At 68.1% G+C, this 22650-nt stretch carries 23 protein-coding genes; 9 read left to right on the plus strand and 14 right to left on the minus strand.

The genetic code is table 11. The features are described 5' to 3' along the window. The first annotated feature begins 62 nt into the window (after positions 1-62). The 4 genes from DEJ11_RS17990 to DEJ11_RS18005 all read left to right on the plus strand — a co-directional run bounded on the left by DEJ11_RS17990 (position 63) and on the right by DEJ11_RS18005 (position 2384). On the plus strand, positions 63-239 hold the full coding sequence (locus DEJ11_RS17990; protein ID WP_181440773.1) for a hypothetical protein: 177 nt from the start codon (positions 63-65) through the stop codon (positions 237-239). 134 nt (positions 240-373) lie between these two features. Further along, the gene (gene cmtR / locus DEJ11_RS17995) at positions 374-727 is read left to right on the plus strand and encodes a Cd(II)/Pb(II)-sensing metalloregulatory transcriptional regulator CmtR (RefSeq protein ID WP_111102776.1); all 354 of its coding nucleotides are present in this window, start codon (positions 374-376) and stop codon (positions 725-727) included. After that, positions 724-1407, plus strand: coding sequence for a cation diffusion facilitator family transporter (locus tag DEJ11_RS18000; RefSeq protein WP_111102777.1), 684 nt, complete (start codon positions 724-726; stop codon positions 1405-1407). Before cmtR ends, DEJ11_RS18000 begins: the two co-directional genes overlap by 4 nt. 278 nt (positions 1408-1685) lie before the next feature. Continuing rightward, positions 1686-2384, plus strand: a complete 699-nt coding sequence (locus DEJ11_RS18005) for a GAF and ANTAR domain-containing protein (RefSeq protein WP_111102778.1) — start codon at positions 1686-1688, stop codon at positions 2382-2384. A gap of 658 nt (positions 2385-3042) precedes the next feature. On the opposite strand, the gene dnaB is transcribed toward DEJ11_RS18005, so the two are convergent. The 6 genes from dnaB to DEJ11_RS18035 all read right to left on the minus strand — a co-directional run bounded on the left by dnaB (position 3043) and on the right by DEJ11_RS18035 (position 8317). Next, complete coding sequence (dnaB, locus tag DEJ11_RS18010; RefSeq protein WP_031260130.1) at positions 3043-4407, minus strand: replicative DNA helicase; 1365 nt, start codon at positions 4405-4407, stop codon at positions 3043-3045. Positions 4408-4975: 568 nt separating this feature from the next. After that, entirely contained in the window at positions 4976-5428 is a 453-nt protein-coding gene (gene rplI, locus DEJ11_RS18015; protein WP_027466901.1) for a 50S ribosomal protein L9, read from the minus strand. 14 nt (positions 5429-5442) lie between these two features. After that, entirely contained in the window at positions 5443-5700 is a 258-nt protein-coding gene (rpsR, locus tag DEJ11_RS18020) for a 30S ribosomal protein S18 (protein WP_017887834.1), read from the minus strand. A 50-nt stretch (positions 5701-5750) separates the two neighbouring features. Then, the gene (locus DEJ11_RS18025) at positions 5751-6320 is read right to left on the minus strand and encodes a single-stranded DNA-binding protein (protein WP_111038694.1); all 570 of its coding nucleotides are present in this window, start codon (positions 6318-6320) and stop codon (positions 5751-5753) included. Positions 6321-6323: 3 nt separating this feature from the next. Next, positions 6324-6701: a 30S ribosomal protein S6 gene (gene rpsF, locus DEJ11_RS18030; protein ID WP_111102780.1), complete on the minus strand. Its 378-nt coding sequence runs from the start codon at positions 6699-6701 to the stop codon at positions 6324-6326. Positions 6702-6877: 176 nt separating this feature from the next. Continuing rightward, complete coding sequence (locus DEJ11_RS18035; protein WP_111102872.1) at positions 6878-8317, minus strand: CCA tRNA nucleotidyltransferase; 1440 nt, start codon at positions 8315-8317, stop codon at positions 6878-6880. 127 nt (positions 8318-8444) lie between these two features. On the opposite strand from DEJ11_RS18035, the gene DEJ11_RS18040 reads away from it, so the two are divergent. The 5 genes from DEJ11_RS18040 to DEJ11_RS18060 all read left to right on the plus strand — a co-directional run bounded on the left by DEJ11_RS18040 (position 8445) and on the right by DEJ11_RS18060 (position 16521). Beyond that, the gene (locus tag DEJ11_RS18040) at positions 8445-12557 is read left to right on the plus strand and encodes a DUF6049 family protein (RefSeq protein WP_220038308.1); all 4113 of its coding nucleotides are present in this window, start codon (positions 8445-8447) and stop codon (positions 12555-12557) included. 94 nt (positions 12558-12651) lie between these two features. Beyond that, entirely contained in the window at positions 12652-13650 is a 999-nt protein-coding gene (trxB, locus tag DEJ11_RS18045) for a thioredoxin-disulfide reductase (RefSeq protein ID WP_071404123.1), read from the plus strand. Positions 13651-13716: 66 nt separating this feature from the next. Then, positions 13717-14043 carry a thioredoxin gene (trxA, locus tag DEJ11_RS18050; protein ID WP_017887828.1) on the plus strand — a complete coding sequence of 109 codons (327 nt, stop codon included), beginning with the start codon at positions 13717-13719 and terminating at the stop codon, positions 14041-14043. 150 nt (positions 14044-14193) lie between these two features. Beyond that, positions 14194-15498, plus strand: coding sequence for an aminotransferase-like domain-containing protein (locus DEJ11_RS18055; protein ID WP_071404124.1), 1305 nt, complete (start codon positions 14194-14196; stop codon positions 15496-15498). A 60-nt stretch (positions 15499-15558) separates the two neighbouring features. Next, complete coding sequence (locus DEJ11_RS18060) at positions 15559-16521, plus strand: D-alanine--D-alanine ligase family protein (protein WP_111102782.1); 963 nt, start codon at positions 15559-15561, stop codon at positions 16519-16521. Positions 16522-17146: 625 nt separating this feature from the next. Here DEJ11_RS18060 and DEJ11_RS18065 read toward each other — a convergent pair. The 8 genes from DEJ11_RS18065 to rpmH all read right to left on the minus strand — a co-directional run bounded on the left by DEJ11_RS18065 (position 17147) and on the right by rpmH (position 22136). After that, positions 17147-18115, minus strand: coding sequence for a ParB/RepB/Spo0J family partition protein (locus DEJ11_RS18065; protein WP_111038691.1), 969 nt, complete (start codon positions 18113-18115; stop codon positions 17147-17149). Further along, positions 18115-19008 (minus strand): ParA family protein, encoded by an 894-nt coding sequence (locus DEJ11_RS18070; RefSeq protein ID WP_269149421.1) that lies wholly within the window; start codon positions 19006-19008, stop codon positions 18115-18117. The genes DEJ11_RS18065 and DEJ11_RS18070 overlap by 1 nt, the downstream gene beginning before the upstream one ends. Before the next feature lie 81 nt (positions 19009-19089). Then, positions 19090-19749, minus strand: coding sequence for a 16S rRNA (guanine(527)-N(7))-methyltransferase RsmG (gene rsmG / locus DEJ11_RS18075; protein WP_111102783.1), 660 nt, complete (start codon positions 19747-19749; stop codon positions 19090-19092). Beyond that, positions 19746-20246 (minus strand): Jag family protein, encoded by a 501-nt coding sequence (locus DEJ11_RS18080; RefSeq protein WP_110863687.1) that lies wholly within the window; start codon positions 20244-20246, stop codon positions 19746-19748. The genes rsmG and DEJ11_RS18080 overlap by 4 nt, the downstream gene beginning before the upstream one ends. After that, the gene (gene yidC, locus DEJ11_RS18085) at positions 20247-21215 is read right to left on the minus strand and encodes a membrane protein insertase YidC (protein ID WP_111102784.1); all 969 of its coding nucleotides are present in this window, start codon (positions 21213-21215) and stop codon (positions 20247-20249) included. It lies immediately after the preceding gene. A gap of 8 nt (positions 21216-21223) precedes the next feature. After that, entirely contained in the window at positions 21224-21604 is a 381-nt protein-coding gene (gene yidD / locus DEJ11_RS18090; RefSeq protein ID WP_071404130.1) for a membrane protein insertion efficiency factor YidD, read from the minus strand. Continuing rightward, entirely contained in the window at positions 21601-21951 is a 351-nt protein-coding gene (gene rnpA / locus DEJ11_RS18095) for a ribonuclease P protein component (RefSeq protein WP_071404131.1), read from the minus strand. The genes yidD and rnpA overlap by 4 nt, the downstream gene beginning before the upstream one ends. Before the next feature lie 47 nt (positions 21952-21998). Then, complete coding sequence (gene rpmH / locus DEJ11_RS18100) at positions 21999-22136, minus strand: 50S ribosomal protein L34 (RefSeq protein ID WP_022889115.1); 138 nt, start codon at positions 22134-22136, stop codon at positions 21999-22001. Positions 22137-22650 lie beyond the last annotated feature (514 nt).

Here is a 22650-nt window from a genome sequence, read left to right on the forward strand (position 1 = left end):
AGCCGTGTCGGGGGCCAACGGTAACCTCTGAGCACCCTTCACCTAGCGAGAGGAGCACACCTGTGCCGAGCTACAACGACCTCATCTCTAAGCGGAACCAGACAGCCGAGCAGCTGCTCGACCACCTCAGCAAGAAGATCGCGGCCGGCGCGAACGCCACGGTGATCAGCGAACTCGCACTCGCGTTCCGCTACCTCGATGGCGGCCCCCAGCCTGGCAGTGCAGCGCCGGGCGAGTAGCCGATAAGGGGCCCGGCCCGGGCGCAGGCGTTCTGCGCTCGGGCCCCTCCATATCGCGCATCAGGCCGACAGCTCCGCGGCCGAGCCATCGGCTACCGGTGACGTGACGTCACCGTGCGCTGTATAGTCACTGCATGCTGACTATCGCGCCACGGTTGGATGTCATGAACCGTCTGGGTCGAGCCCTTGCTGACCCGACTCGGGCGCGCATCCTGCTCCGACTTCTCGAGGGTCCGGGCTACCCGGCACGGCTGGCGGAGGAGCTGGAGCTGACGCGGACGAACGTGTCGAACCACCTTGCGTGCCTGCGCGGGTGCGGGATCGTCGTCGCTTCGCCCGAAGGCCGCAGCACCCGGTACGAGATCGCTGATCCCCACCTCACCGTCGCGCTCGAAGCACTCGTCGACGTCGTCCTCGCCGTCGATGACGGAGCCGAGTGCACCGATGTCGACTGTGATGTCCCCCTCTGCTGCGGAGTGAGCGCATGAGCGCCGCGATCGAGCTCGGCACGCCGCTCGCCACCGCGCGACGGCTGCTGTTGCAACGACGTGTCAGGTGGATCGTCGCAGCGACGATCAGCTACAACGTCATCGAAGCGATCGTGGCGATCAGCGCCGGGACCATCGCCTCCTCGACCGCGCTGGTCGGGTTCGGTCTGGACTCCATCGTCGAGGTACTCTCCGCCGCGGCGGTCGCATGGCAATTCGCCGGCCGCGACCCCGAAGCACGCGAACGCACGGCACTGAAGGTCATCGCGGTGTCGTTCTTCGGTCTCGCCCTCTACGTCACCGTCGACGCCGTCCTGGCGCTCACCGGTATCCGCGAGCCGGAGCACAGCACGGTCGGGATCATCCTCGCGGCCGTCAGCCTGGCGACCATGCCGTTCCTCAGCCTCCTGGAACGCCGCACCGGCAAAGAGCTCGGCTCCGCCTCGGCGATCGCGGACTCGAAGCAGACACTGGTGTGCAGCTACCTCTCCGCTGCCGTCCTCATCGGACTCCTCCTCAACACCCTGTTCGGATGGACCTGGGCGGACCCGGTCGCGGGCCTCGTCGTGGTCGTCTTCGCCGTCCGTGAAGGACTCGAAGCATGGCGCGGCGACGCATGCAAGCAGCCCGTGTCAGCGCTCACCGGTGAGCGGGAAATCGACACCTGCGCCTGCTGCTGACCAGCCAGCACACCAATGTCACTCGTCCCGAGGCGAAGAGGGGTGCCGCTCAGCGCTGCCCGGTAGACGGTCGTCCACCGGCGCCGTTGCCGCGCGTGGGTCGGCCCGGTAGAGAATCGGCTACCGGTCGTCCTGCTTGACGACGACGAACCGTGGGTCGAGCGCTGCCGCCGAGGCTTTTTCGCGCCCGTTGGGATTGGTTGGATCGACCCTAGACTCGTCGCAAGTGCTCCAGTACCCAGACCTCGCGCTGTAGCTCCTCCATGGAGGGAGTCAACATGTCTAGGTCCAGCGACGCGATCCATCGCGCGGGGGACGGTGACGAGGACGACGATCTCGCCGGCCCGTTCGTTACCGTCCTCCCGATCGCGGCAGCGGTGGTCTCAACCCTCGGTGGAATCTTCGGATCAGCCGTCGTCGATGCGTCCGATCCGAGCGCTGCGGCCGCGGATGAAGAGCAGGTGACGCTCGGGGAGGGCCCGGGGTGGTCGGCACTTCGACACCGGAGCGCTGTCACCGTGTACGACCTAGCCACCGCGACCGCCGAGGAGTGGCCGACAGCCCTCACGATGCTCCGACAGACCGACTGGTCCGGGCTGCTGTCCTTTCCCCTGTTCGTCGGATCGCTCGACATCGGCGCCGTCACCCTCTACATGTCCGGTGCGGGACCGTTCTCGTCGGCGCAGATGTCCGATGCGACATGTCTGGCCGGCCACACCGCGCAGCGGATCCTCGCCGGCGCGGTCCGCGACATGGCAGCAGGGTCCACCCCTGCTGTGTCGTCCGTCATGCAGCCGTCCGGCCGGCGCATTCACCAAGCAACCGGGATGGTGTCGGCACAGTTCGGCGTGGCCGTCGAGGATGCACTCCTCGTCATACGCGCTCGCGCGTTCGCGGACGACCAACCGCTCCCCACACTCGCGGAGGCGATCCTCGAGCGCCGCTTGGACCTGCGTCACGACCCGGGCAACCAGTAGGAACCGAACAACCACCGCTAGCAGCTCGCGTCCCGCGCTGCCAGGGCAACCGGATCAAATGCCCGGTAGCCGATCGTCTCTGGACACGGGGCCCGAGGGGCCGACACACTGCAAGCAGCTTCGGTCGGCGTCGCCCCTCTCGCACCGCTCCACGTCGTGATCTTCACAAGCCGCTCGCCCACCGGGGCCTACGCCTGTGAGCGATTCTCGTCGGCGGCCAGAACGTCCGCCCCGCCTTTCGATTGGCGACCCCTGAGTATCGCTGCGTCCAGCCGGGCGTCGCGCCACCGGTTCCGCGCGCAACCGGTCACCGCGAGACAAAGGGCCGCGCCTGCGCCGGCCAGGACCGTGAGCAGGATCCGCCCCGCGTCTCCTGCCGTGGCCCGCGCGGACCCGATAGTGACACCGACTAGCCCGGCGAACGCCAGGCCGAGAACAGCCGAGACCACCCCGATGGTCGGGCGAACCCGTCTCGCATAGGTGGTCCGCGAACTATCTCACTTCACGCACGCCATACGGACGCCTCGCGACGCACGAAGACTTAGCCGACCCCTAGTCAGCCTGGCCCGTCCGTACTGCCAAACATCGTGTCCACGTCCGTATTTCAGACACGTTGAGTGGCAGTCGGACACGTTAGCTGGCGGACGACACCATGCGCCTACTGCGGCATGTCGACGAACCGCGAGAACATCCCGTGGAACGCCACGGTGATGGTGTCCGTCGGTCCGTTACGGTGCTTCGCGACGATCAGGTCCGCCTCACCCTGACGCGGGTTGTCCTTCTCGTACGCCGACTCGCGGTGCAGCAGGATGACCATGTCGGCGTCCTGCTCGATGGAGCCGGACTCACGGAGGTCGGAGATCGCCGGCTTCTTGTCGGCACGCTGCTCCGGGCCACGGTTCAGCTGCGACAGGGCGATGACGGGGACCTGGAGCTCCTTGGCCATCAGCTTCAGGGCACGCGAGAACTCGGAGACCTCTTGCTGGCGGCTCTCGACCTTCTTGCCCGAGGTCATCAGCTGCAGGTAGTCGATGACCACGAGCTTCAGGTTGTGCTGCTGCTTGAGTCGACGGCACTTGGCGCGGATCTCGACGAGCGTCATGTTGGGGGAGTCGTCGATGAAGAACGGGGCGTCGTTGATGCGACCGCGGGTCTGCGCGATGGTGGTCCAGTCGCGCGAGTCCACGGTGCCCTTGCGCATGTTCTGCAGCGGCACGCTGGTCTCGGCGGAGAGCAGACGCATCGCGATCTCGGCGCGACCCATCTCGAGCGAGAAGAACGCGGCGGTCTGGTCGTGCTTGATCGCGGCGGCGCGGCACAGGTCGAGCGCCAGCGTCGACTTACCGAGGGCGGGTCGGGCGGCGACGATGATGAGCTGTCCGGGGTGGAAGCCGTTCGTCAGGCCGTCGAGCTGCGCGAACCCGGTCGGCACCCCGGTCATCTGGCCGTCGCGGCCCTTGGCGGCCTCGATCTCGTCGAGCGCGGCCGAGATGGCGTCGGTCAGCGGGACGTAGTCCTCGGTCTGCACACCACCGGCGACGTTGTAGACCTCGGCCTGCGCGCTGTTGACGAGGTCGGTGACCTCACCCTCGGACGCGTAGCCCATCTGGACGATGCGGGTGCCGGCGTCCACCAGGCGGCGGAGCACCGCCTTCTCGGCGACGATGCCGGCGTAGTAGCCGGCGTTCGCGGCGGTCGGCACCATGCTCGTGACGCTGTGCAGGTACTCGGCGCCGCCGGCGCGGGACAGCAGACCGGTCTTGGTCAGCTCGTCGGTGACGGCGATGACGTCGGTGGGCTCACCGTGCGAGTAGAGCGACAGGATCGCGTCGAAGATCACCTCGTGCTTGGGGACGTAGAAGTCCACGCCTCGGGCGGTCTCGATGACGTCGGCGACGGCGTCCTTCGACAGGAGCATGCCACCGATGGTCGACTGCTCCGCGAGCATGTCGTGCGGCGGGGTGCGTTCCATGCCGCGCTCCGCGTAGTCCTGCGGTGCGGGCTCAAGATGTGCGATCGACACACGCTCTCCTCTGTTGACGACACGGACCTGGACCGGCGGGACAGCACCCACCGGCCGGAACCCGCACCCCTGTTTCTACCCCCGGCAACCGACATCCCCGAGTCGCTGGGCCAACGTACGGCCCCAGAGTTATCCCCAACAAACGGCCCTGTGGATAACTCTGTGGAGAGCCTGCGGAACACGCCGGAGCGCTGTGTGGAGAACTGTGGACGGGCCTGTGGAAAAAGACCCGTACGAACACACTTTCGACCACTTGATCTGGGGTTTTCTGTTGCACACGGTGTGTGGAAAAGTGGGGTTCAAGTACCCCTTGAAGGTTCCGATTTGACACGTTTCCACTGTGTAAAACGACTTGACAAGGACCCCTCCTGTGGGAAGAGTTCTCGGCCTGTTCCCAGCCAGCGCGACCCCGTCTGAACCGTAACCAGCCAGCCCGAGTCGAGCCGCGCCTCCAGGCCCGTGACCATGTCGGCGACAGCCGTGGGACAAGCCGCGCGGCCGCCCCGGAACGCAACGACGGGCGGGCCTCCCGGAGGAGACCCGCCCGTCGTGGAGCGGAACGTCAGTGCTACTTGGCAGCGACGACCTTGAGCGAGATCACGGCAGTGATGTCCTCGCGCAGGCGCACGGTGGCCTCGTGGTCACCGACGGTCTTGATGGTCGCGGGGACCTCAACCTTGCGCTTGTCGAGCGAGCCGACACCCTGCGCCTGGACGGCGTCAGCGACGTCGCCCGGACGGACGGAGCCGAACAGACGACCGTCCTTGCCGGCCTTGACCGACAGGGTGATGGTCGCGTTCTCGAGCTTCATCTTGAGGTCCTGTGCCTCTTCGATGGTGGCGAGCTCGCGCGCGGTACGCGCGGCACGGATCGACTCGACCTGCTTCTCGCCGCCCTTGGACCACGCGACAGCGAAGCCCTGGGGGATGAGGTAGTTGCGGGCGTAGCCGTTCTTGACGTCGACGACGTCACCAGCGGAACCGAGGCCGGAGACCTCGTGGGTGAGGATGAGCTTCGACATGTGTCGACCTCCGATCAGCGGCCGGAGCCGGCGTAGGGGAGGAGCGCCATCTCACGGGCGTTCTTCACGGCACGGGCGATGAGGCGCTGCTCCTGGACGGAGACGCCGGTGATGCGACGGGCGCGGATCTTTCCACGCTCCGAGATGAACTTGCGAAGGGTCGCAACGTCCTTGTAGTCGATGACGCCGACCTTGATCGACTTCGCGGGAGCAGCGTTCTTGCCGCCCTTGCCGCGAGGCTTCCGGCGGTCGCCGGTGCTCTTTCCAGCCATAGTGATTTGTCCTTAGAAGAAAAGTTGTGTGTCCGTCGGAACGCTGAGGATCAGAACGGGGTCTCGTCGTCGAAGTTGCCGCCGGGGGTGCTCCACACGTCGTTCGACTGTGCGTTGCCGCCACCCTGCTGGCCACCCTGGGGAGACCAGGGCGCGTCCGACTGACCGCCACCGTTGTTGTTCCAGTTGCCGCCGCCGTTGCCCGCGGGGGCGCTGCCGCCGCCGCCGACCTGGCCACGACCGCCGCCACTGCCACCCGCTGCGCGGGTGATCTGTGCGGTCGCGTAGCGGAGCGACGGGCCGATCTCGTCGACCTCGAGCTCGATGCTCGTGCGCTGCTGGCCCTCACGGTCCTGGTAGGAACGCTGACGCAGACGACCCTGCGCGATGACGCGCGAGCCCTTCGTCAGCGACCCCGCCACGTGCTCGGCGAACTCGCGCCACACACTCGCGCGGAGGAACAGCGCATCGCCGTCCTTCCACTCGTTCGCCTGACGGTCGAACGTGCGAGGGGTCGACGCGATGGTGAAGTTCGCCACGGCGAGCCCGTTCTGCGTGTAGCGCAGCTCGGGGTCCGCGGTGAGGTTGCCCACCACCGTGATGACGGTTTCGCCGGCCACGGGTTACTCGGCGCTCGCGGTCGCGGAGGCGTTGGCGGCCTTGCGGGCCGCGCGAGCCTCGTCACGCTGCTTCTGGGCGGCGACCTGCGCGATGCCCTCTTCAGCGCGGAGGACCTTCGTGCGGAGCACGGCCTCGGAGAGACCGAGCTGACGGTCGAGCTCCTTGGCGGCCTCGGGCGACGACGTGAAGTCGACGACGGCGTAGATGCCCTCGGACTTCTTCGCGATCTCGTAAGCGAGCCGGCGACGGCCCCAGACGTCCACGTTGTCGACGGTGCCACCCGCGTTGCGGATCACGGCCAGGAACTTGTCCAGGCTGGGAGCGACGGTGCGCTCATCGATCTCGGGGTCGAGGATCGCCATCAGTTCGTACTGGTGCATGCGGAACCCACCTCCTCTGGTCTCAGCGGCCCCGGGCGGTTCCCGGGGCAGGAGGGTTGATGCATGTGCCCCAGACCACGCAGGTGCGCGAGGGGCAACCTGGGTAGCCTACCGGACTGCCTGGAGGCGCGCCACCGGCCTGTGGAGAGCGGTCCCGCCCGTCAGGCGGTCGCGTCTCAGGCGCCGGTGTCGCCTCGGGTGCTCCACCACTCGCGCAGGCGCTCCTCGGCCGTCTCCGGTCCGAGGGGCCCTTCGTCCATCCGGGCCTCGAGCAGGAACCGGTAGGCCTCGCCCACGGCACGCCCCGGCGGGATGTCGAGGATCCGCATGATGTCGTCGCCGGTCAGGTCCGGACGGATCGACTCCAGCTCCTCCTGCTTGGACAGGACCTCGATGCGGTCCTCGAGGTCGTCGTAGGCGAACGCCAGCCGGTCGGCCTTGCGGCGGTTGCGGGTGGTGACGTCCGAACGGGTGAGCTCGTGCAGCCGTTCGAGCTGCGGTCCGGCGTCGCGGACGTAGCGACGGACGGCGGAGTCGGTCCAGGCGCCCTCGGTGTACCCGAAGAAGCGCAGGTGCAGCTCGATCAGGCGGGACACCGCGGCGATGGTGTCGTTGTCGAAGCGGAGCGCACGGAGTCGCTTCTTCGCCATCTTGGAACCGACCAGGTCGTGGTGGTGGAAGCTCACGGCGCCGCCGGGCTCGAGCTTGCGCGTCGCGGGCTTGCCGATGTCGTGCAGCAGCGCCGCGAGCCGGAGCACGGTGTCCGGGGGATCGCCGGCGTGCCGCTCGGCCTCGTACCCGATCGCCTGCTCGAGCACGGTGAGGGAGTGCTCGTAGACGTCCTTGTGGTGGTGGTGCTCGTCGACCTCGAGCCGCATCTCGGGCAGCTCGGGCAGGAACCGCTCGGCGAGGCCGGTGTCGACGAGCAGCCGGAGGCCGGGGACCGGGTCGTCCGTGTTGAGCAGTTTGACGAGTTCGTCGCGGACCCGTTCGGCGGACACGATGTCGATCGATACGACGAGGTCCTGCATCGCGGCCCGCACGTCGTCGTCGACGGTGAAGCCCAGTTGGGACGTGAACCGTGCGGCGCGCATCATCCGCAGGGGGTCGTCGCGGAACGAGACGACCGCGGTCTGGGGCGTCCGGAGCCGTGCGGCGAGCAGGTCCTCGACGCCGCCGTGCACGTCGACGAGTTCGCGGTCCGGCAGCCGCAGGGCCATCGCGTTGACGGTGAAGTCGCGACGGAGCAGGTCGTCCTCGATGGTGTCGCCGAACGCGACCTCGGGCTTGCGGGTCTCGCCGTCGTAGACGTCGCTGCGGTACGTGGTGATCTCGACCTGCTCGCCGGCGACCCGTGCGGCGATGGTGCCGAACTGGCGACCGACGTCCCAGGTGGCACTCGCGATGGGTTCGACGATCCGCAGGATCTCGTCCGGCCGGGCGTCGGTGGTGAAGTCCAGATCGGTCACCGGACGGCCGAGGAACGCGTCACGGACGGGGCCGCCGACGAGGGCGAGTTCGTGTCCGGCGTCGGCGAAGGCCCGAGCGAGGAGGTCGACGGGCTCGGTGGTGGCGAGTGCGTCGAGTCGTTCGACGGCCTGGGCAACGGACTGCATGACGGTGCTCATCCTCCCAGATCGAGGCCCCGAGTTCTCCACAAGCCGCGCGCGCACGGGACCTGTTCATGGTCACGCCTCATACACTCGTGCTCGGCCCGAACCGACCCCGTGGCCCGCTCCCCGTATGCAGATGCTCCGCACCACGCTCGCCGCAGCCGCGTCGACCCTCGTCGCGCTCGGCCTGGTCGTCGCGCCCGTCGCCACCGATCACGCCTCGGCCGCCACGGTGTCCGCAGCCAAGAGCCACGTCGCCGATCCGGCCGCCGCAGACGCGGGCAAGGCCACCATCTCGATCGCCCCCGCGAACCGTGGCGTCGTCCAGCGCGACCAGGACCTCACCCTGTCGGTCACCGTCACGAACGACACCGACGCGGCGCTGCCGGCCGGCACCGCGGAGTTCGACATCTTCCGCTCGGTGAGCACGCGCGACGTCCTGGCGAGCTGGCTCAGCGACACCACCACAACCGGTTACCTCGGCGCCCCGATGGACTCCGTGGACATCCCGGCGATCCCGGCGCACCGTTCGATCACCATCGACTCGGTCGAGATCGTCTCCGGCAACGTGGCGCTCGGCGGGTACTCCTCGTTCGGCGCCCGCCGCATCGCGGCCGAGTACACGGCGGGCGATGCCTTCGCCGTCGACCGCTCCGCCATCACCTGGTACCCGGACTTCGAACAGGCCCCGGTCAGCGTCTCGGTCGCGATGCCGATCACCGTGCCGAAGTCGACCGACGGCATCCTCACCGCCCCCGTGCTGGCCGCCGCGACCTCGGTCGACGGCACGCTCACGCAGCAGCTCGACGCAGCCGAGGACCACAACGTCGCCGTGGCGGTGGACCCGCGGATCATCGCCTCGATCCGGATCCTCGGCGACAACGCCCCGTCGAGTGCGATCACCTGGCTGCAGCGTCTCGAATCACTGCGCAACGAGACCTTCGCGCTGACCTACGCCGACGCCGACGTCACCGGTCTGCGCCAGGCCGGGTCCGACGGCATCCTGTCGCCGATCTCCCTCGACCAGTCCGTCAAGTCCGAGAACTTCCCCGGCGCCGAGACCCCGGCACCGACTCCGACGGCCACACCGGGGCAGACCTCGTCACCGGCCCCCACCGAGGCCGCGAGCGACGGCACCACGACCGACGACGGTGCCGACCAGGCGCAGGAGACGCTGCCGACCACGGAGTCCCTGCTCGACTTCCCGTACTCGATGGACTCGATCGCCTGGCCGACCGAGGGGACGGTTTCCTCCGCCGACCTGCCCGCCCTCGAGCGTGCCGGCACGAAGACCACCATCGTCTCGAGCGGCAACACCTCGGCCGGCGCGGACACCACCATCACCGCGTCCGAGAAGATCGGCGACGACCACGTGCTCGTCTCCGACCAGTCGATGTCGTCGATGCTCCGCCGGGCCGCCGCCGCCACCGACCGGCAGACCTGGTCGTCGACGATGTCCGAGCTCACCGCGACGCTGGCCACCTCGGCCCGTGCCGCCACCGCCACGGGGCCGATCCTGCTGACCCTCGGGCGCGATTGGCCGTCCGACTCCACCCGGCTCAGCCAGGCGCTGGACGCCCTCGAGAGCACCGCCTGGGTCGCCCCGGCCGACCTCTCCACCGCCTCGAAGGCCGTGGCCGGGTCGCTCACGCTCGCCAGCGCGTCCACCGGCGAGGCCCGGATCGACCAGCTGCAGCGACTCGTGCGGGGGGAACAGGGGCTCTCCGCGTTCGCGACGATCCTCGGCGACCCGAACCAGCTCACCGCGCCCGCCCGGCTCCGTCTGCTCGCGCTTGCCTCGAACGCGTGGCGCGACGACGACCAGGGCCTCGCCGCCGCGGTGGAGGCCCGCACGGCCGCCTGGGCGAAGAGCACCACCGAGGTCGGGATCGTCGACTCGAGCAGCCTCACCCTGCTCGGCGACCGGTCGTCCCTGCCGGTGTCGATCCGCAACAGCTCCGCCTACCCGGTCACGGTGCACCTGTCCGTGCAGCCGTCCAACTCGGCGCTGCGGGTCGTCCGCAACGACATCGTCGTCGAGATCCAGCCCGATTCCTCCACCCGCGCGACCGTCCCCGTGCAGTCGGTCGCGAACGGCAAGGTCGAGTTGACGATGTCGCTCTCGAGCCCGACCGGCGTCGCCGTGGCCGAGCCCGCGACCGTCGAGCTGAACGTGCAGGCGCAGTGGGAGACGGTCATCACCGCGGCCGCCGCGATCGCCCTGATCGGCATCTTCGGCTTCGGCATCTTCCGCAGCATCCGCAAGCGCATCCGCCGCCGCAACGGCGAACTCGACGACGAGGACGACGACGACCCGAACCGCCCCCTTGCGGTCCAGCCGACGGTAGGGGGCGCGCAGGCGTCCACCACCCGGCCTGGAGGCACGGATCACCGCTCCGGAGCGGCCCCCGCACCCAGCGTGGCCGCGTCCACGGCCGGCACGGCCACCGGAGCGGCGACCGCGGCGGTGGACCAGGGCCCCCTGCAGGACGCCATCGCGCGCGCCGGAGCCGAGCCGAGCCTCCCGTCCGACGCCGCACGCAACACCGTCGCGGACGACCGCGACCCCGAGGAGCCGACCATCAGCACCAGCCAGCCCCAGCCCGACGTCGACGCCGAGCCGGTCGCCGAGCGCAGCCTCGGCCGGGCGAGCGCGATGCTGGCCGCCGGCACGATGGTGAGCCGCATCCTCGGCTTCGCGAAGACCTTCGTGCTGGCGTACGCGATCGGGCAGAACGCGAGCCCGTCGGCCAACGCCTTCGCCGTCGCGAACCAGCTGCCGAACAACATCTACGCCCTCATCGCGGGCGGTCTGCTGTCGGCCGTGCTCATCCCGCAGATCGTGCGCGCGATGAAGACCGGCACGGACGGCGGGCAGGCGTACGTCAACAAGATCGTGACACTCGGTGGTTCCGTGTTCATCGTCATCACGATCGTGGCGACGGCACTCGCGCCGCTCCTCGTCCGGCTGTACACGACGTCGTCCGACAGCCGAGGTCCGGCCGCCACCGACCTCGCCATCGCCTTCGCCTTCTGGTGCCTGCCGCAGATCCTCTTCTACGCGATGTACTCCCTGCTCGGCGAGGTCCTCAACGCGAAGCAGGTCTTCGGCCCGTTCACGTGGGCACCACTGCTGAACAACGTCATCGCGATCGCCGGCCTCATCGTCTTCATCGCACTGTTCGGCAGCGGGCACAGCGACGTCGGTGAGTGGACGCCGATCAAGATCGCTGTCCTCGCGGGCAGCGCGTCCCTCGGCGTCTTCGCCCAGGCGGCGTTCCTGCCCTTCTTCTGGAAGCGCGCCGGCTTGTCGTTCCGACCGGACTTCCGCTGGCGCGGGGTCGGTCTCAAGTCCACGGGCACCGCCGCCGGTTGGCTCTTCGCGATGATCCTCGTGACCCAGATCGCCGGGATCGTGCAGTCTGCGGTCGCCTGGAAGGGTCAGGACGACGGGCCCGGAAACGCCGTGCTCGGCAACGCGTGGCTCATCTTCATGCTCCCGCACTCGATCATCACGGTCTCCATCGCGACGGCGTACTTCACCCGCATGAGCCACGACGCCGAACGCGGCGACCTCGACGCGGTCCGCCGCAACCTGTCGCTGTCACTGCGCATCGTCGGGCTCTTCACTGTCTTCGCCTCGGTCGCGCTGATCGTCGTCGCAGTCCCGTTCGGCCGCCTGTACGAGGGCACGTTCGAGAGCGCCCTGCAGGTCGGTGCCGTGCTCGTCGCCTACATGCCTGGTCTCGTCCTGTTCAGCATGCTGTTCGTCATCCAGCGTGTCTTCTGGGCGATGCACGACCACCGCACCCCGTTCCTCATGCAGTGCATCCAGTCGGTGCTCTTCGTCATCGGGGCCCTGGTGGTCTCGACGTTCCCCACCTCGATCATCGGCATCGGGGTCGCCGCCTGCACCACCATCGCGGGGTCGGCGCAGACGATCGTCGCACTCGTGCTCGTCCGCAAGCGGCTCGGGAGCATCGAGGGTCCGGTCATCACCCGGTCGCACGTCCAGTTCGTGATCGCCGCGTTGATCTCCGGCGTCGTCGGGCTCCTCGTCGTGAACTTCTTCGGCGCGTTCTCGGAGGCCGGGTTCGCGATGTCCGACCGCACCGGTGCCCTCATCACGATCATCCTCACCGGCGCCGCGATGGTCGCCGTGTACTTCGGAGCCCTCGTCGTCGCGAAGAACGGCGAGATCGGCAACGCCGTCCGGATGCTCCGGAGCAAGCTCGGCCGCTGATCCCTGCCGGGCACCACACGCTCACGGGGCGTGTGGAATGCCTCGCCGGTACGATGGGTTGACCCGGTCAGACGCAACGGAAGGGCAATCAGGCATGCGCCAGCTCATCATCATCGGTTCCGGCCCGGCCGGGTTCACCGCCGGCATCTACGCAGCGCGCGCAGAGCTCAAGCCGCTCATCGTCGCCTCCAGTGTCGAGACGGGCGGTGAACTCACCAAGACGACCGAGGTCGAGAACTTCCCGGGCTTCCCCGAAGGGATCCAGGGCCCCGACCTCATGATCAAGATGCAGGAACAGGCCGAGAAGTTCGGTGCCGAGGTCCTGTACGACGACGCCGTCTCCGTCGACCTCACCGGCAAGGTCAAGAAGGTCACCGTCGGCTCCGGCGAGACGTACGAGGCCCTCGCGGTCATCTACGCCACCGGCTCGGCGTACCGTCACCTCGGGCTCCCCGACGAAGAGCGCCTGTCCGGCCACGGTGTCTCGTGGTGCGCGACCTGCGACGGCTTCTTCTTCCGACAGAAGAACATCGCCGTCGTCGGTGGTGGCGACTCCGCGATGGAAGAGGCGACGTTCCTCACCCGCTTCGCCGACAAGGTGACGGTCATCCACCGCAAGGACTCCCTGCGTGCGTCGAAGATCATGCAGGACCGCGCGATGAACGACCCGAAGATCGAGTTCGCGTGGAACAAGGAGGTCACCGGCATCACGGGTGACTCCGCGGTCGAGGGCGTCACGCTCAAGGACACCGTGACGGGCGAGGAGTCCGAGCTCGCACTGGACGGCCTGTTCATCGCGATCGGCAACGACCCGCGCACCCACCTGATCCACGGCCAGATCGACATCGCGCCCGAGGGCACGATCGCCGTCCAGGGCCGTTCGTCGAAGACCAACCTGCCGGGTGTCTTCGCCGCCGGTGACGTCATCGACCCGTCCTACCGCCAGGCCATCACGGCTGCCGGTTCGGGCACAGTCGCCGCGCTCGACGCCGAGAAGTACCTCGCCGAGCTCGACGACGCGCTGACGGACGAGGCCGAGGGCGTCGCCCCGACCGAGCCCGCCATGGTCGACGTCATCGCCGCCCGGGCCTGACCCGCCTCGGAATACCACGACGGCATCGCCGTTGTACCCCCTGAACGACTTCTCGAAGGAGCACACATGTCCAACGCCAAGGCTGTCACCGACGCCACCTTCTCGGACGAGGTCCTCAAGTCCGACAAGACGATCCTCGTCGACTTCTGGGCCGAATGGTGTGGCCCGTGTCGCGCCGTCTCGCCGATCCTCGACCAGATCGCCGAAGAGCACGCCGGCAAGATCGAGATCGTGAAGCTCAACGTGGACGACAACCCCCAGTCGGCCATGAACTACCAGATCACGTCGATCCCGGCGATGAAGGTCTTCAAGGGCGGCGAGGTCGTCAAGACCGTCATCGGCGCCAAGCCGAAGCCCGCACTCGAGGCCGACCTCGCCGAGTTCCTCGCATAGGTCGCCCCACCCGAACGGCCCCGCTCTCCCCGGAGAGCGGGGCCGTTCTCGTCCGGAGCCACCGGATGACGATCGGCCCCGTCGCGGAACCCTGGTTCCCCGGGCCGATGTCGTAGTGTGGCGGGAATGTCCCACTGAACGGAGCACTCGATGACGAACGGCAACAGCCTCGACCCCTGGTACGACTCCTACGCCCAGCGCACCGCCGGGCTGAGCGCCTCCGAGGTCCGAGCCCTGTTCGCCGTCGCCTCGCGCCCCGAAGTGGTCTCGCTGGCCGGCGGCATGCCGTTTGTCTCCGCGCTCCCCAGAGAGCTCGTCACGGGCTCTCTGGACCGTGTCATGAACGAGCACTCCGCCATGGCGCTCCAGTACGGCGGCGGACAGGGCCTGCGCTCCCTCCGCGAGCACATCGTGGACGTCATGAGCCTCGAGGGCATCCGTGCCAGCGCCGAGGACGTCGTGGTCACCACGGGCTCGCAGCACGCCCTCGACCTCGTCACACGGCTCTTCATCGATCCGGGTGACGTCGTGCTCGCCGAGTCGCCGTCGTACGTCGGCGCGATCGGGGTCTTCCGGTCGTACCAGGCCGAGACGGTGCACGTCACGACGGACGAGCTCGGTCTCGTCCCCGAGGCGCTGCGCGAGGCGATCGCGAACCTCCGCACCCAGGGCAAGCGGATCAAGTTCCTCTACACGATCCCGAACTTCCACAACCCCGCCGGCGTCACCATGAGCCGCGAGCGCCGCATCGAGGTGCTCGACATCTGCCGGTCGAACAACATCCTCGTGCTCGAGGACAACCCGTACGGGCTCCTCTGGTTCGACGAGCCCGCGCCGCAGGCGATCCGATCGATCGACGAAGAGGGCGTGGTGTACCTCGGCTCCTTCTCGAAGACCCTCGCACCCGGGTTCCGCGTCGGCTGGGCGCTCGCGCCGCACGCCATCCGCGAGAAGCTCGTGCTCGCCAACGAATCGGCCGTGCTCGCGCCGAACTCCTTCGGCCAGTACGTCGTGAACGCGTACCTCGACGCCGCGGACTGGAAGGGTCAGGTCGACACCTTCCGGGGCATCTACGCCGAGCGCCGTGACGCCATGCTGTCCGCACTGGGGGAGTTCCTGCCCGACCTGTCCTGGACGAAGCCGAACGGCGGCTTCTTCGTGTGGCTGACCCTGCCCGAGTCACTCGACTCCAAGGGCATGCTGCCGCGCGCGGTCAAGGAGCTCGTGGCCTACACGCCCGGCACGGCCTTCTACGCCGACGGACGCGGAGGCGGACACATCCGCCTGTCGTTCTGCTACCCGACGCCCGAGCAGATCCGGGTGGGCGTCAAGCGTCTGGCCAACGTCGTCAACGACGAGCTCGAACTGATCGAGACGTTCGGCCCGACGACCCGCCCGAACACCGTGGTCCGCGAGACGTCGTCCGTCAGTGCACCGCCCCCGAACATCTCCTGATCAGCGCTTTTCCTCGGTACTGATCGCACAGCACCGCAGTTCCACACCGGAGGACCCCGCATGGCCGAGCTCACCCGTCGTCACGTCGTCGTCGTCGCCGGAGGCATCTCGCACGAACGAGATGTCTCCCTCCGCTCCGGTCGTCGGGTCGCCGACTCACTGACCGGCTACGGCTGGCAGGTGGACCTGCGCGACGCCGACGCGATGCTCCTGCCGGCTCTCGCCGATTCACGCCCGGACGTCGTGTGGCCGGCCCTGCACGGCGCCTCCGGTGAGGACGGGGCCCTGCGGGGCATCCTGGAGGCCGTGGACATCCCGTTCGTCGGCTCACGTTCGACGTCGGCCCGGTTGGCATGGGACAAGCCCACGGCGTCAGCACTGGTCGCCCGCGCCGGCGTCCGTACCCCTCGTTCGGTGACGCTCTCCCACGACGTGTTCCGCGAGCTCGGCGCTGTCGGTGTCCTCGAGGCCATCGCCACCGAGCACCCGGTACCGCTCGCCGTGAAGCCGGCGCGCGGCGGAAGTGCGCAGGGCGTGACCCTCGTCGATGACGTCAAGGACCTGCCCCGGGCCATGGTGACGGCGTACACGTACTGCGACGACGTCGTGGTCGAGCAGCTCATCCGTGGCACCGAGGTCGCCGTAGGGATCATCGACACCGGAGACGGCCCCGTGGCGCTCTCCGCCGTGGAGATCGTGCCGCGCAACGGTATCTACGGCTTCGAAGCGCGCTACAACGCGGGGGAGACGACCTTCTACACCCCCGCACGACTGTCCGACGAGTTCGCCGGAGCAGCCTCGGAGGCTGCGGTGGCCGCGCACGTAGCTCTGGGACTCCGGCATCTGTCCCGCGTCGACCTGATCATCGACGGGGCCGGGACGCCCTGGTTCCTCGAGGCGAACGTGCTCCCCGGGCTCACCGAGACGTCACTGCTGCCGCAGGCGCTGTCCGCGTCCGGGTTCGACCTCGGCTGGACCTACGCCGAGCTCGCCGAGCAGGCCATCCGGGATCACCGCGCCTGACCCTGCAGCCGATGTTCCACGTGGAACACCGGCACGTGCTCTTTACCCGCCCCTCGAACGGGCCGAGATGTTCCACGTGGAACGACGGCATTGAGTGACTTCCCTGCTTCCCGAGGCGAGGTGTTCCACGTGGAACATCTCGCCATGAGGATCCTCACTCAGCGCCGGTGTTGGCGCCCCGCGCGTTCGGCGGGCCCGGAGGCGCCCGAACCGCGTGAACAGACGATCGGAGAGGCCTTGACGTCAATCTCCACGTTTCGCTACCGCACGCCCTTGTTCGAAAGCATCGAAGCTTCGACTCCCTCAACTGGCAATCCGACGTAGCGCGTCAGATCGTCCGCTCTGCAGTAGCGGCTGGCGGAACGCGATCCCTCGAGAGCGAACTCACGGAACCTCGGGTCGACCGCTCGGAAGAACGTCCCTCGGATCGCTGGTATGAAGGGCGAGCCGATGGTGGTCACGTCGCCACCATCTCACCTGAGGCCAACCACCCTCACTGCTGGAGCAGCCGCGTCGGTCACGCTGTGTTGCCACCAGAGCTGCCGGATTGGGTCGCAGGTGCGCCGACCCCAGCCCGACCGTCGCAGGGGCTCACAGCGCCGCACAACGCCGCGCACAGGCTGGTTCAGCCCTCGAGGTCCTCTACCCCGAGCTCACCGAGGATCCGGTTGAGGTCGTCGCCGTTCGCAAAGTCGATCGTGACGGAGCTCTTGCGAGCACCGACTGCGATCTTCACCCGCGTGTTCAAGCGATCACCGAGCCGTTCAGCGAGATCGTTGAAGTGTGCCTGGCGCTTGGACGGCTCGGTCTTCGGCTTCGCCGGCGGCGTCTTCGCGGAGAGTTGCTGCGCGATCGCCTCGGCAGCACGGACGGACAGGTCCTCGTTGACGATCTTCTCGGCCAGGTACTCCATCGCCTCGGCGTCCGGAGCGGCGAGGATGGCGCGAGCATGTCCGGCAGAGAGCACGCCTGCGGCCACTCGCCGCTGCACGGGGGAGGGGAGCCGCAGGAGTCGGATCGTGTTCGTGATCTGCGGGCGCGATCGACCGATGCGCTGTCCGAGCTGTTCCTGGGTGATCCCGAAGTCCGCGAGGAGCTGCTGGTACGCCGATGCCTCTTCCAAGGGGTTGAGCTGCGCCCGGTGGAGGTTCTCCAGCAGGGCGTCGCGCAGCATCGCGTCGTCGGGGGTGTCCTTCACGATCGCGGGGATCGTGCTCAGGCCGAGTTCCTTCGTGGCCCGCAGACGGCGCTCACCCATGATGAGCTCGTATTGGGGCTCGGTACCCGTCGCGCCGGGGATGGGCCGGACGACGATGGGCTGCAGCACGCCGATCTCGCGGATCGAGTGCACGAGCTCCTGGAGCTCCTCCTCGCGGAACTCCTTCCGCGGCTGCTGCGCGTTCGGGATCACGTCGAGCGGATTGAGGTTGGCGAGTCGAGCTCCCGGCACGGCCACCAGCTCGTCCGCGGTCGGAGCGGATGCCGGCGAGCCACCGGTCGGGAAGAACACGTCGACGGGACGGTCCTGCTGATCGGTCGCCGTCGGGATCAGGGCGCCGATGCCTCGGCCGAGTCCGGTTCGCTTCGGTGCCATCAGTGCTTCGCTCCTCGTGCTGCGATCTCGGCGGCCGCTTCCAGGTAGGACAGCGACCCGGTGGAGTTCACGTCGTAGGCGACGACGCTCTGGCCGTAGCTCGGTGCTTCGCTCACGCGGACGGAACGGGGGATCATCGCCTTGAGTACCTGGTCACCGAAGTGCTCCCGGACGTCGTTCGCGACCTGGTTCGCCAGGTTCGTGCGGCCGTCGTACATGGTCAGCAGGATCGTGGAGACCCGGAGGTTCGGGTTGAGGTGTCGTTCGATCAACTCGATGTTCCGCAGCAGCTGGCTCAGTCCTTCGAGCGCGTAGTACTCGCACTGGATCGGGATGAGCACCTCCTGCGCGGCAACGAAGGCGTTGATCGTCAACAGGCCCAGCGACGGCGGGCAGTCGATGAAGACGTAGTGGTACGGCTCGTCCAGCGACTGCAGGTACATGTCGAGCGCGGTCCGGAGACGCTGCTCACGTGCCACCAGTGACACGAGCTCGATCTCGGCGCCGGCGAGGTGAATGGTGGCCGGCACACACCAGAGGGTGTCCGACTCGGGGGAGGCCTGCACGGTGTCGGCCATCGGTGCCTCGTCGACGATCACGTCGTAGATGCTCGCGACCTCGGCCTGGTGATCGACGCCAAGCGCGGTCGAGGCATTGCCCTGCGGGTCCAGGTCGATGACGAGCACACGAGCGCCGCCATGGGCGAGACCCGCTGCCAGGTTAACGGTCGTGGTCGTCTTGCCGACGCCACCCTTCTGGTTCGAGACGGTGATGATCCGTGTCTCAGAAGGGAGTGGAAACTGCTGCGTGGCGATCGCGCGCCGGCGACGGTTCAGGTCGGCGATCTCGCGAGCGAGCGGTGTCGACGCGTCGTAGTCGGTCGATGAACTCAACGAGTGCCTCTTCCCCGGTTCGATGTTTCACGTGGAACGCGGAGCCACTGGCGGCCGGATGACCCGGCCCGAGCCGCAGCGTCAGTCAACTGTAGCCCGGAAGACGCGGGTGGTCTCGTCGACCACACCTTCTCCGAGCTCGAGCACCTCGACATCAGAGAGGCGCTTCCGAAGGATGACCTTGCGGGCCTTCTCGATCTCTTCGTCGACCCGCGCACCCTTCATCAGGATGAGCTGGCCGCCGGAGCGGACCAGCGGCACGGTGAGGGGGATGAGCTTCGACAGGGCACTCACGGCGCGTGCGGTGACCTGGTCAACCACGACGTCGTCGGCTACGTCCTCAGCACGGCCGCGGAGCACCATGACGTTCTGCAAGCCAAGCCGGTCAGACTCAGCGCGAAGCCAATCCGTCCGGCGCTCCATCGGCTCGATGAGGACGAACTCGACGTCCGGACGGGCGATCGCGAGCACGAGACCCGGCAACCCTGCACCGGAACCGACGTCGGCAACGCGACCCCGGGCCTCCAGGAGGGGTGCGAGCAACGCGGAGTTGAGGATGTGTCGCGTCCAGAGGCGGGGCAATTCGAGCGGGCCGATCAGGCCCAGCTCCTCACCCCGCCGCGCGAGCTCGTTGGTGAACGAGCGCGCGACCTCGATCTGGTCACCGAAGAGTGCTGCAGCCGCCGCGGGCTCAGCCTCGAGCACCGGTGCTGCCTCGGTCGGGACGGGTGCGTCCGTCATCGGGTGACGACCGTGTGGCGGTCCCGACCCTCACCCTCGGACTCCGAGTGGAAGCCCTTCTCAGCGACCAGGTCGTGCACGAGCTTGCGTTCGTACGACGACATCGGGGGGAGCGCAGCCGACGACGAACCGGCTTCGATGCGCTCGACAGCGGTGTCCACGAGCCGCTGGAGCTCGTCAGCACGGGCGTCCCGCGAGCCACCGACGTCGAGGATGAGCCGACTGAACTCGCCGGTCTCGGCCTGCACGGCGATCCGGGTGAGCTCCTGCAGCGCCGTCACGGTGTCGGGCTTCGACAGCACGCGGAGTGCCTCGCCGTCATCGGTGACGGACAGGTACACCCGACCGGCGCGTTCCTCGATCTCGATGTCGCCGTCGAGGTCGCAGATGTCGAGGAGTTCCTCGATGTAGTCCGCTGCGATGTCCGCTTCGTCGCGGGCGTCCTCGGTCTCGGTCTCCGTCGTCTCGACGGCGCCTGCGGTGTCCTGCTCGGTCACTTACTTCTTCCCGTTCTTCTTCTGGCGCTGCTTGCCGACCGGCTGCTGACGCTGGGTGGTGACGCGCACGGGCTCGATCTCCGTCGCACCGGCGCCGGCACCGGCCTCGGCCAGGACCGGGGTGGCGGTCCCGCGACGCTGTGCCTTCTTGGCCAGGCGGGCTTCACGAGCCAGAGCGGCTTCGGAGCCGGGGGTCGGCATGCTGCGGATGACGAAGTACTGCTGCGCCATCGTCCAGAGGTTCGAGGCCAGCCAGTAGAACATGACGCCGAGGGGGAAGCTCAGACCCGAGATCACGAAGACCAGCGGGAGGATGTACAGCATCATCTTCTGCTGGCGGTACATCGGAGACTCCTTGGTCTCCGGCGACATGTTCTTGGCGACGAGCTGCAGCTGCGTGATGAACTGCGACGCCGTCATCACGACGATCATGAAGCCCGCGATCGCGCGGACCTCCCACCCGGAGGCGTTCGTGAAGGTCTCGTGCAGCGGAGCGCCGAACAGGGCCGCGTTGCCGAACGACCCCGCGAGGTCGTTCGTCAGCAGGCCGATGCCCGTCTTGTTGATCTGGGCCTCGTGCAGCACCGAGTACAGCGAGAAGAAGATCGGCATCTGCAGCAGCAGCGGCAGGCAGGAGCTGAGCGGGTTGGTCCCGGTCTCCTTGTAGAGCGCCATCGTCTCGCGGCTCATGGCCTCACGCGAGAACTGGTCCTTCTTGCCCTTGTACTTGTCCTGGATCTTCTTGAGCTGCGGCGCGACCTCGAGCATGCGGCGCTGAGACTTGATCTGCCGGACGAAGATCGGGATCAGCGCTGCGCGCACCACGAACGTCAGGAAGATGATCGAGAGCACCCACGTGATGCCCTCGTTCGGATCCATGCCGATGCTCTCGAAGATCCAGTGGAAGCCGACGAGGATGGCCGAGACCACCCATTTGAGCGGCCAGAGGATCGTTCCGATGATGTCCATGGGGACGGCTACGCCTTTCGAGTGCGCTGGGGGAGCAGGACCGGCCGAACCGTTCCGACCGCGGGGTGCGGCTGCTGCGGGATCGGCGCGAGGACGAACCCGAACCGGTTGACGACGAACGGGTGACGGCGTTCCTTGACGTCGTCGATGCCACCAGCAGCCCAGGGGTTGCAACGGGCGATGCGCCAGGCGCCCATGGCGGATCCGCGGACGACGCCGTACTGCTGGATCGCGTCGAGGGCGTACCGGGAGCACGACGGGTGGTAGCGGCAGACGTTGCCGTACAGCGGGGAGATCACCGCACGGTAGGCCCGGAGCACGACGACGCACGCGTTGCGTGGGAGCAACGCGATGACCCAGGCAAGCCGGGTCCACAGAGTGCGGTTCATGCTGCCTTCTCCACCCCGCGCGCGAAGGAGCGCGTGACGTCTTCGAGCAGGGTAGGCCATCCGGCCTGCGATGCGGCTGGCAGTACACGGACCACCACGTCGAAGCCCTGGGGGGTCTCGGCGAGCAGGTCGTGCGCGATCGCCTTGAGCCGCCGCCTGATCAGGTTCCGGGTCACGGCGTTCCCCACCGTCTTCGCGACGATGAAGCCGAACCGCGTCGGTCCGTTGCGGTCGACCGGCTGACGGACCACGGACACGACGACGTGCGCCGTGGCGCTCTTGCGACCACGACGCACGACGTTCCGGTAGTCATCCCCGCGCACGATGCGGTTGGCGCTGGCCAACACTGCGACGCCGGGGTCAGACCGAGGACCGGATCAGGCGATGAGCCTGATCAGGCCGAGAGCTCGGTACGGCCCTTGGCGCGGCGCGCCGACAGGATGGCGCGGCCGGCACGCGTCCGCATGCGGAGGCGGAAGCCGTGCTTCTTGGCGCGGCGGCGGTTGTTCGGCTGGAAGGTGCGCTTGCTCATGATGTTCTCCACACGGCTGCTCGCGGCGAGCCGTCACGTATGTGTAGCCGTCCGGGTGTCGAACGACGCAGATGGGCGCGACCAAAGGGCCGCAGTCAACTGGTTAACGGTACGTGACAGCGGCGAGCAGGTCAAACCCCGCAGGGACCGGTTGCGTCGGCGCCGTCGGGTCTGCCGTCGCTCGAGCCCATTCTCCACATTGGGGACAACTTCCGTTCGGTGGGACTCGGTCCGGTCCTTTACAGTGGTGTGATCGATCGCCCCGATGGCCGGTACGACAGGGAAGCACTCCTGTCGGACGGCTCGAGGTGGTCGTGGACAACACTGTGGACAACCCTGTGGGAACCTCCGCGGCAACGAGGCGTCGACGAAGCCCCCGGAGCCACCGACGATCCGCCGGCGACGACCTGGTCCCGAGTGCGGTCGCCGAGGACGCCACGGCATGTCCGACCCCGCAGGACGCACCCTCGTCCGGCAGCGAACGCACGACACGACCCCTGGAGACGAGCGCGAC

It is taken from the genome of Curtobacterium sp. MCLR17_058, from assembly GCF_003234705.2.
Classification (GTDB): domain Bacteria; phylum Actinomycetota; class Actinomycetes; order Actinomycetales; family Microbacteriaceae; genus Curtobacterium; species Curtobacterium flaccumfaciens.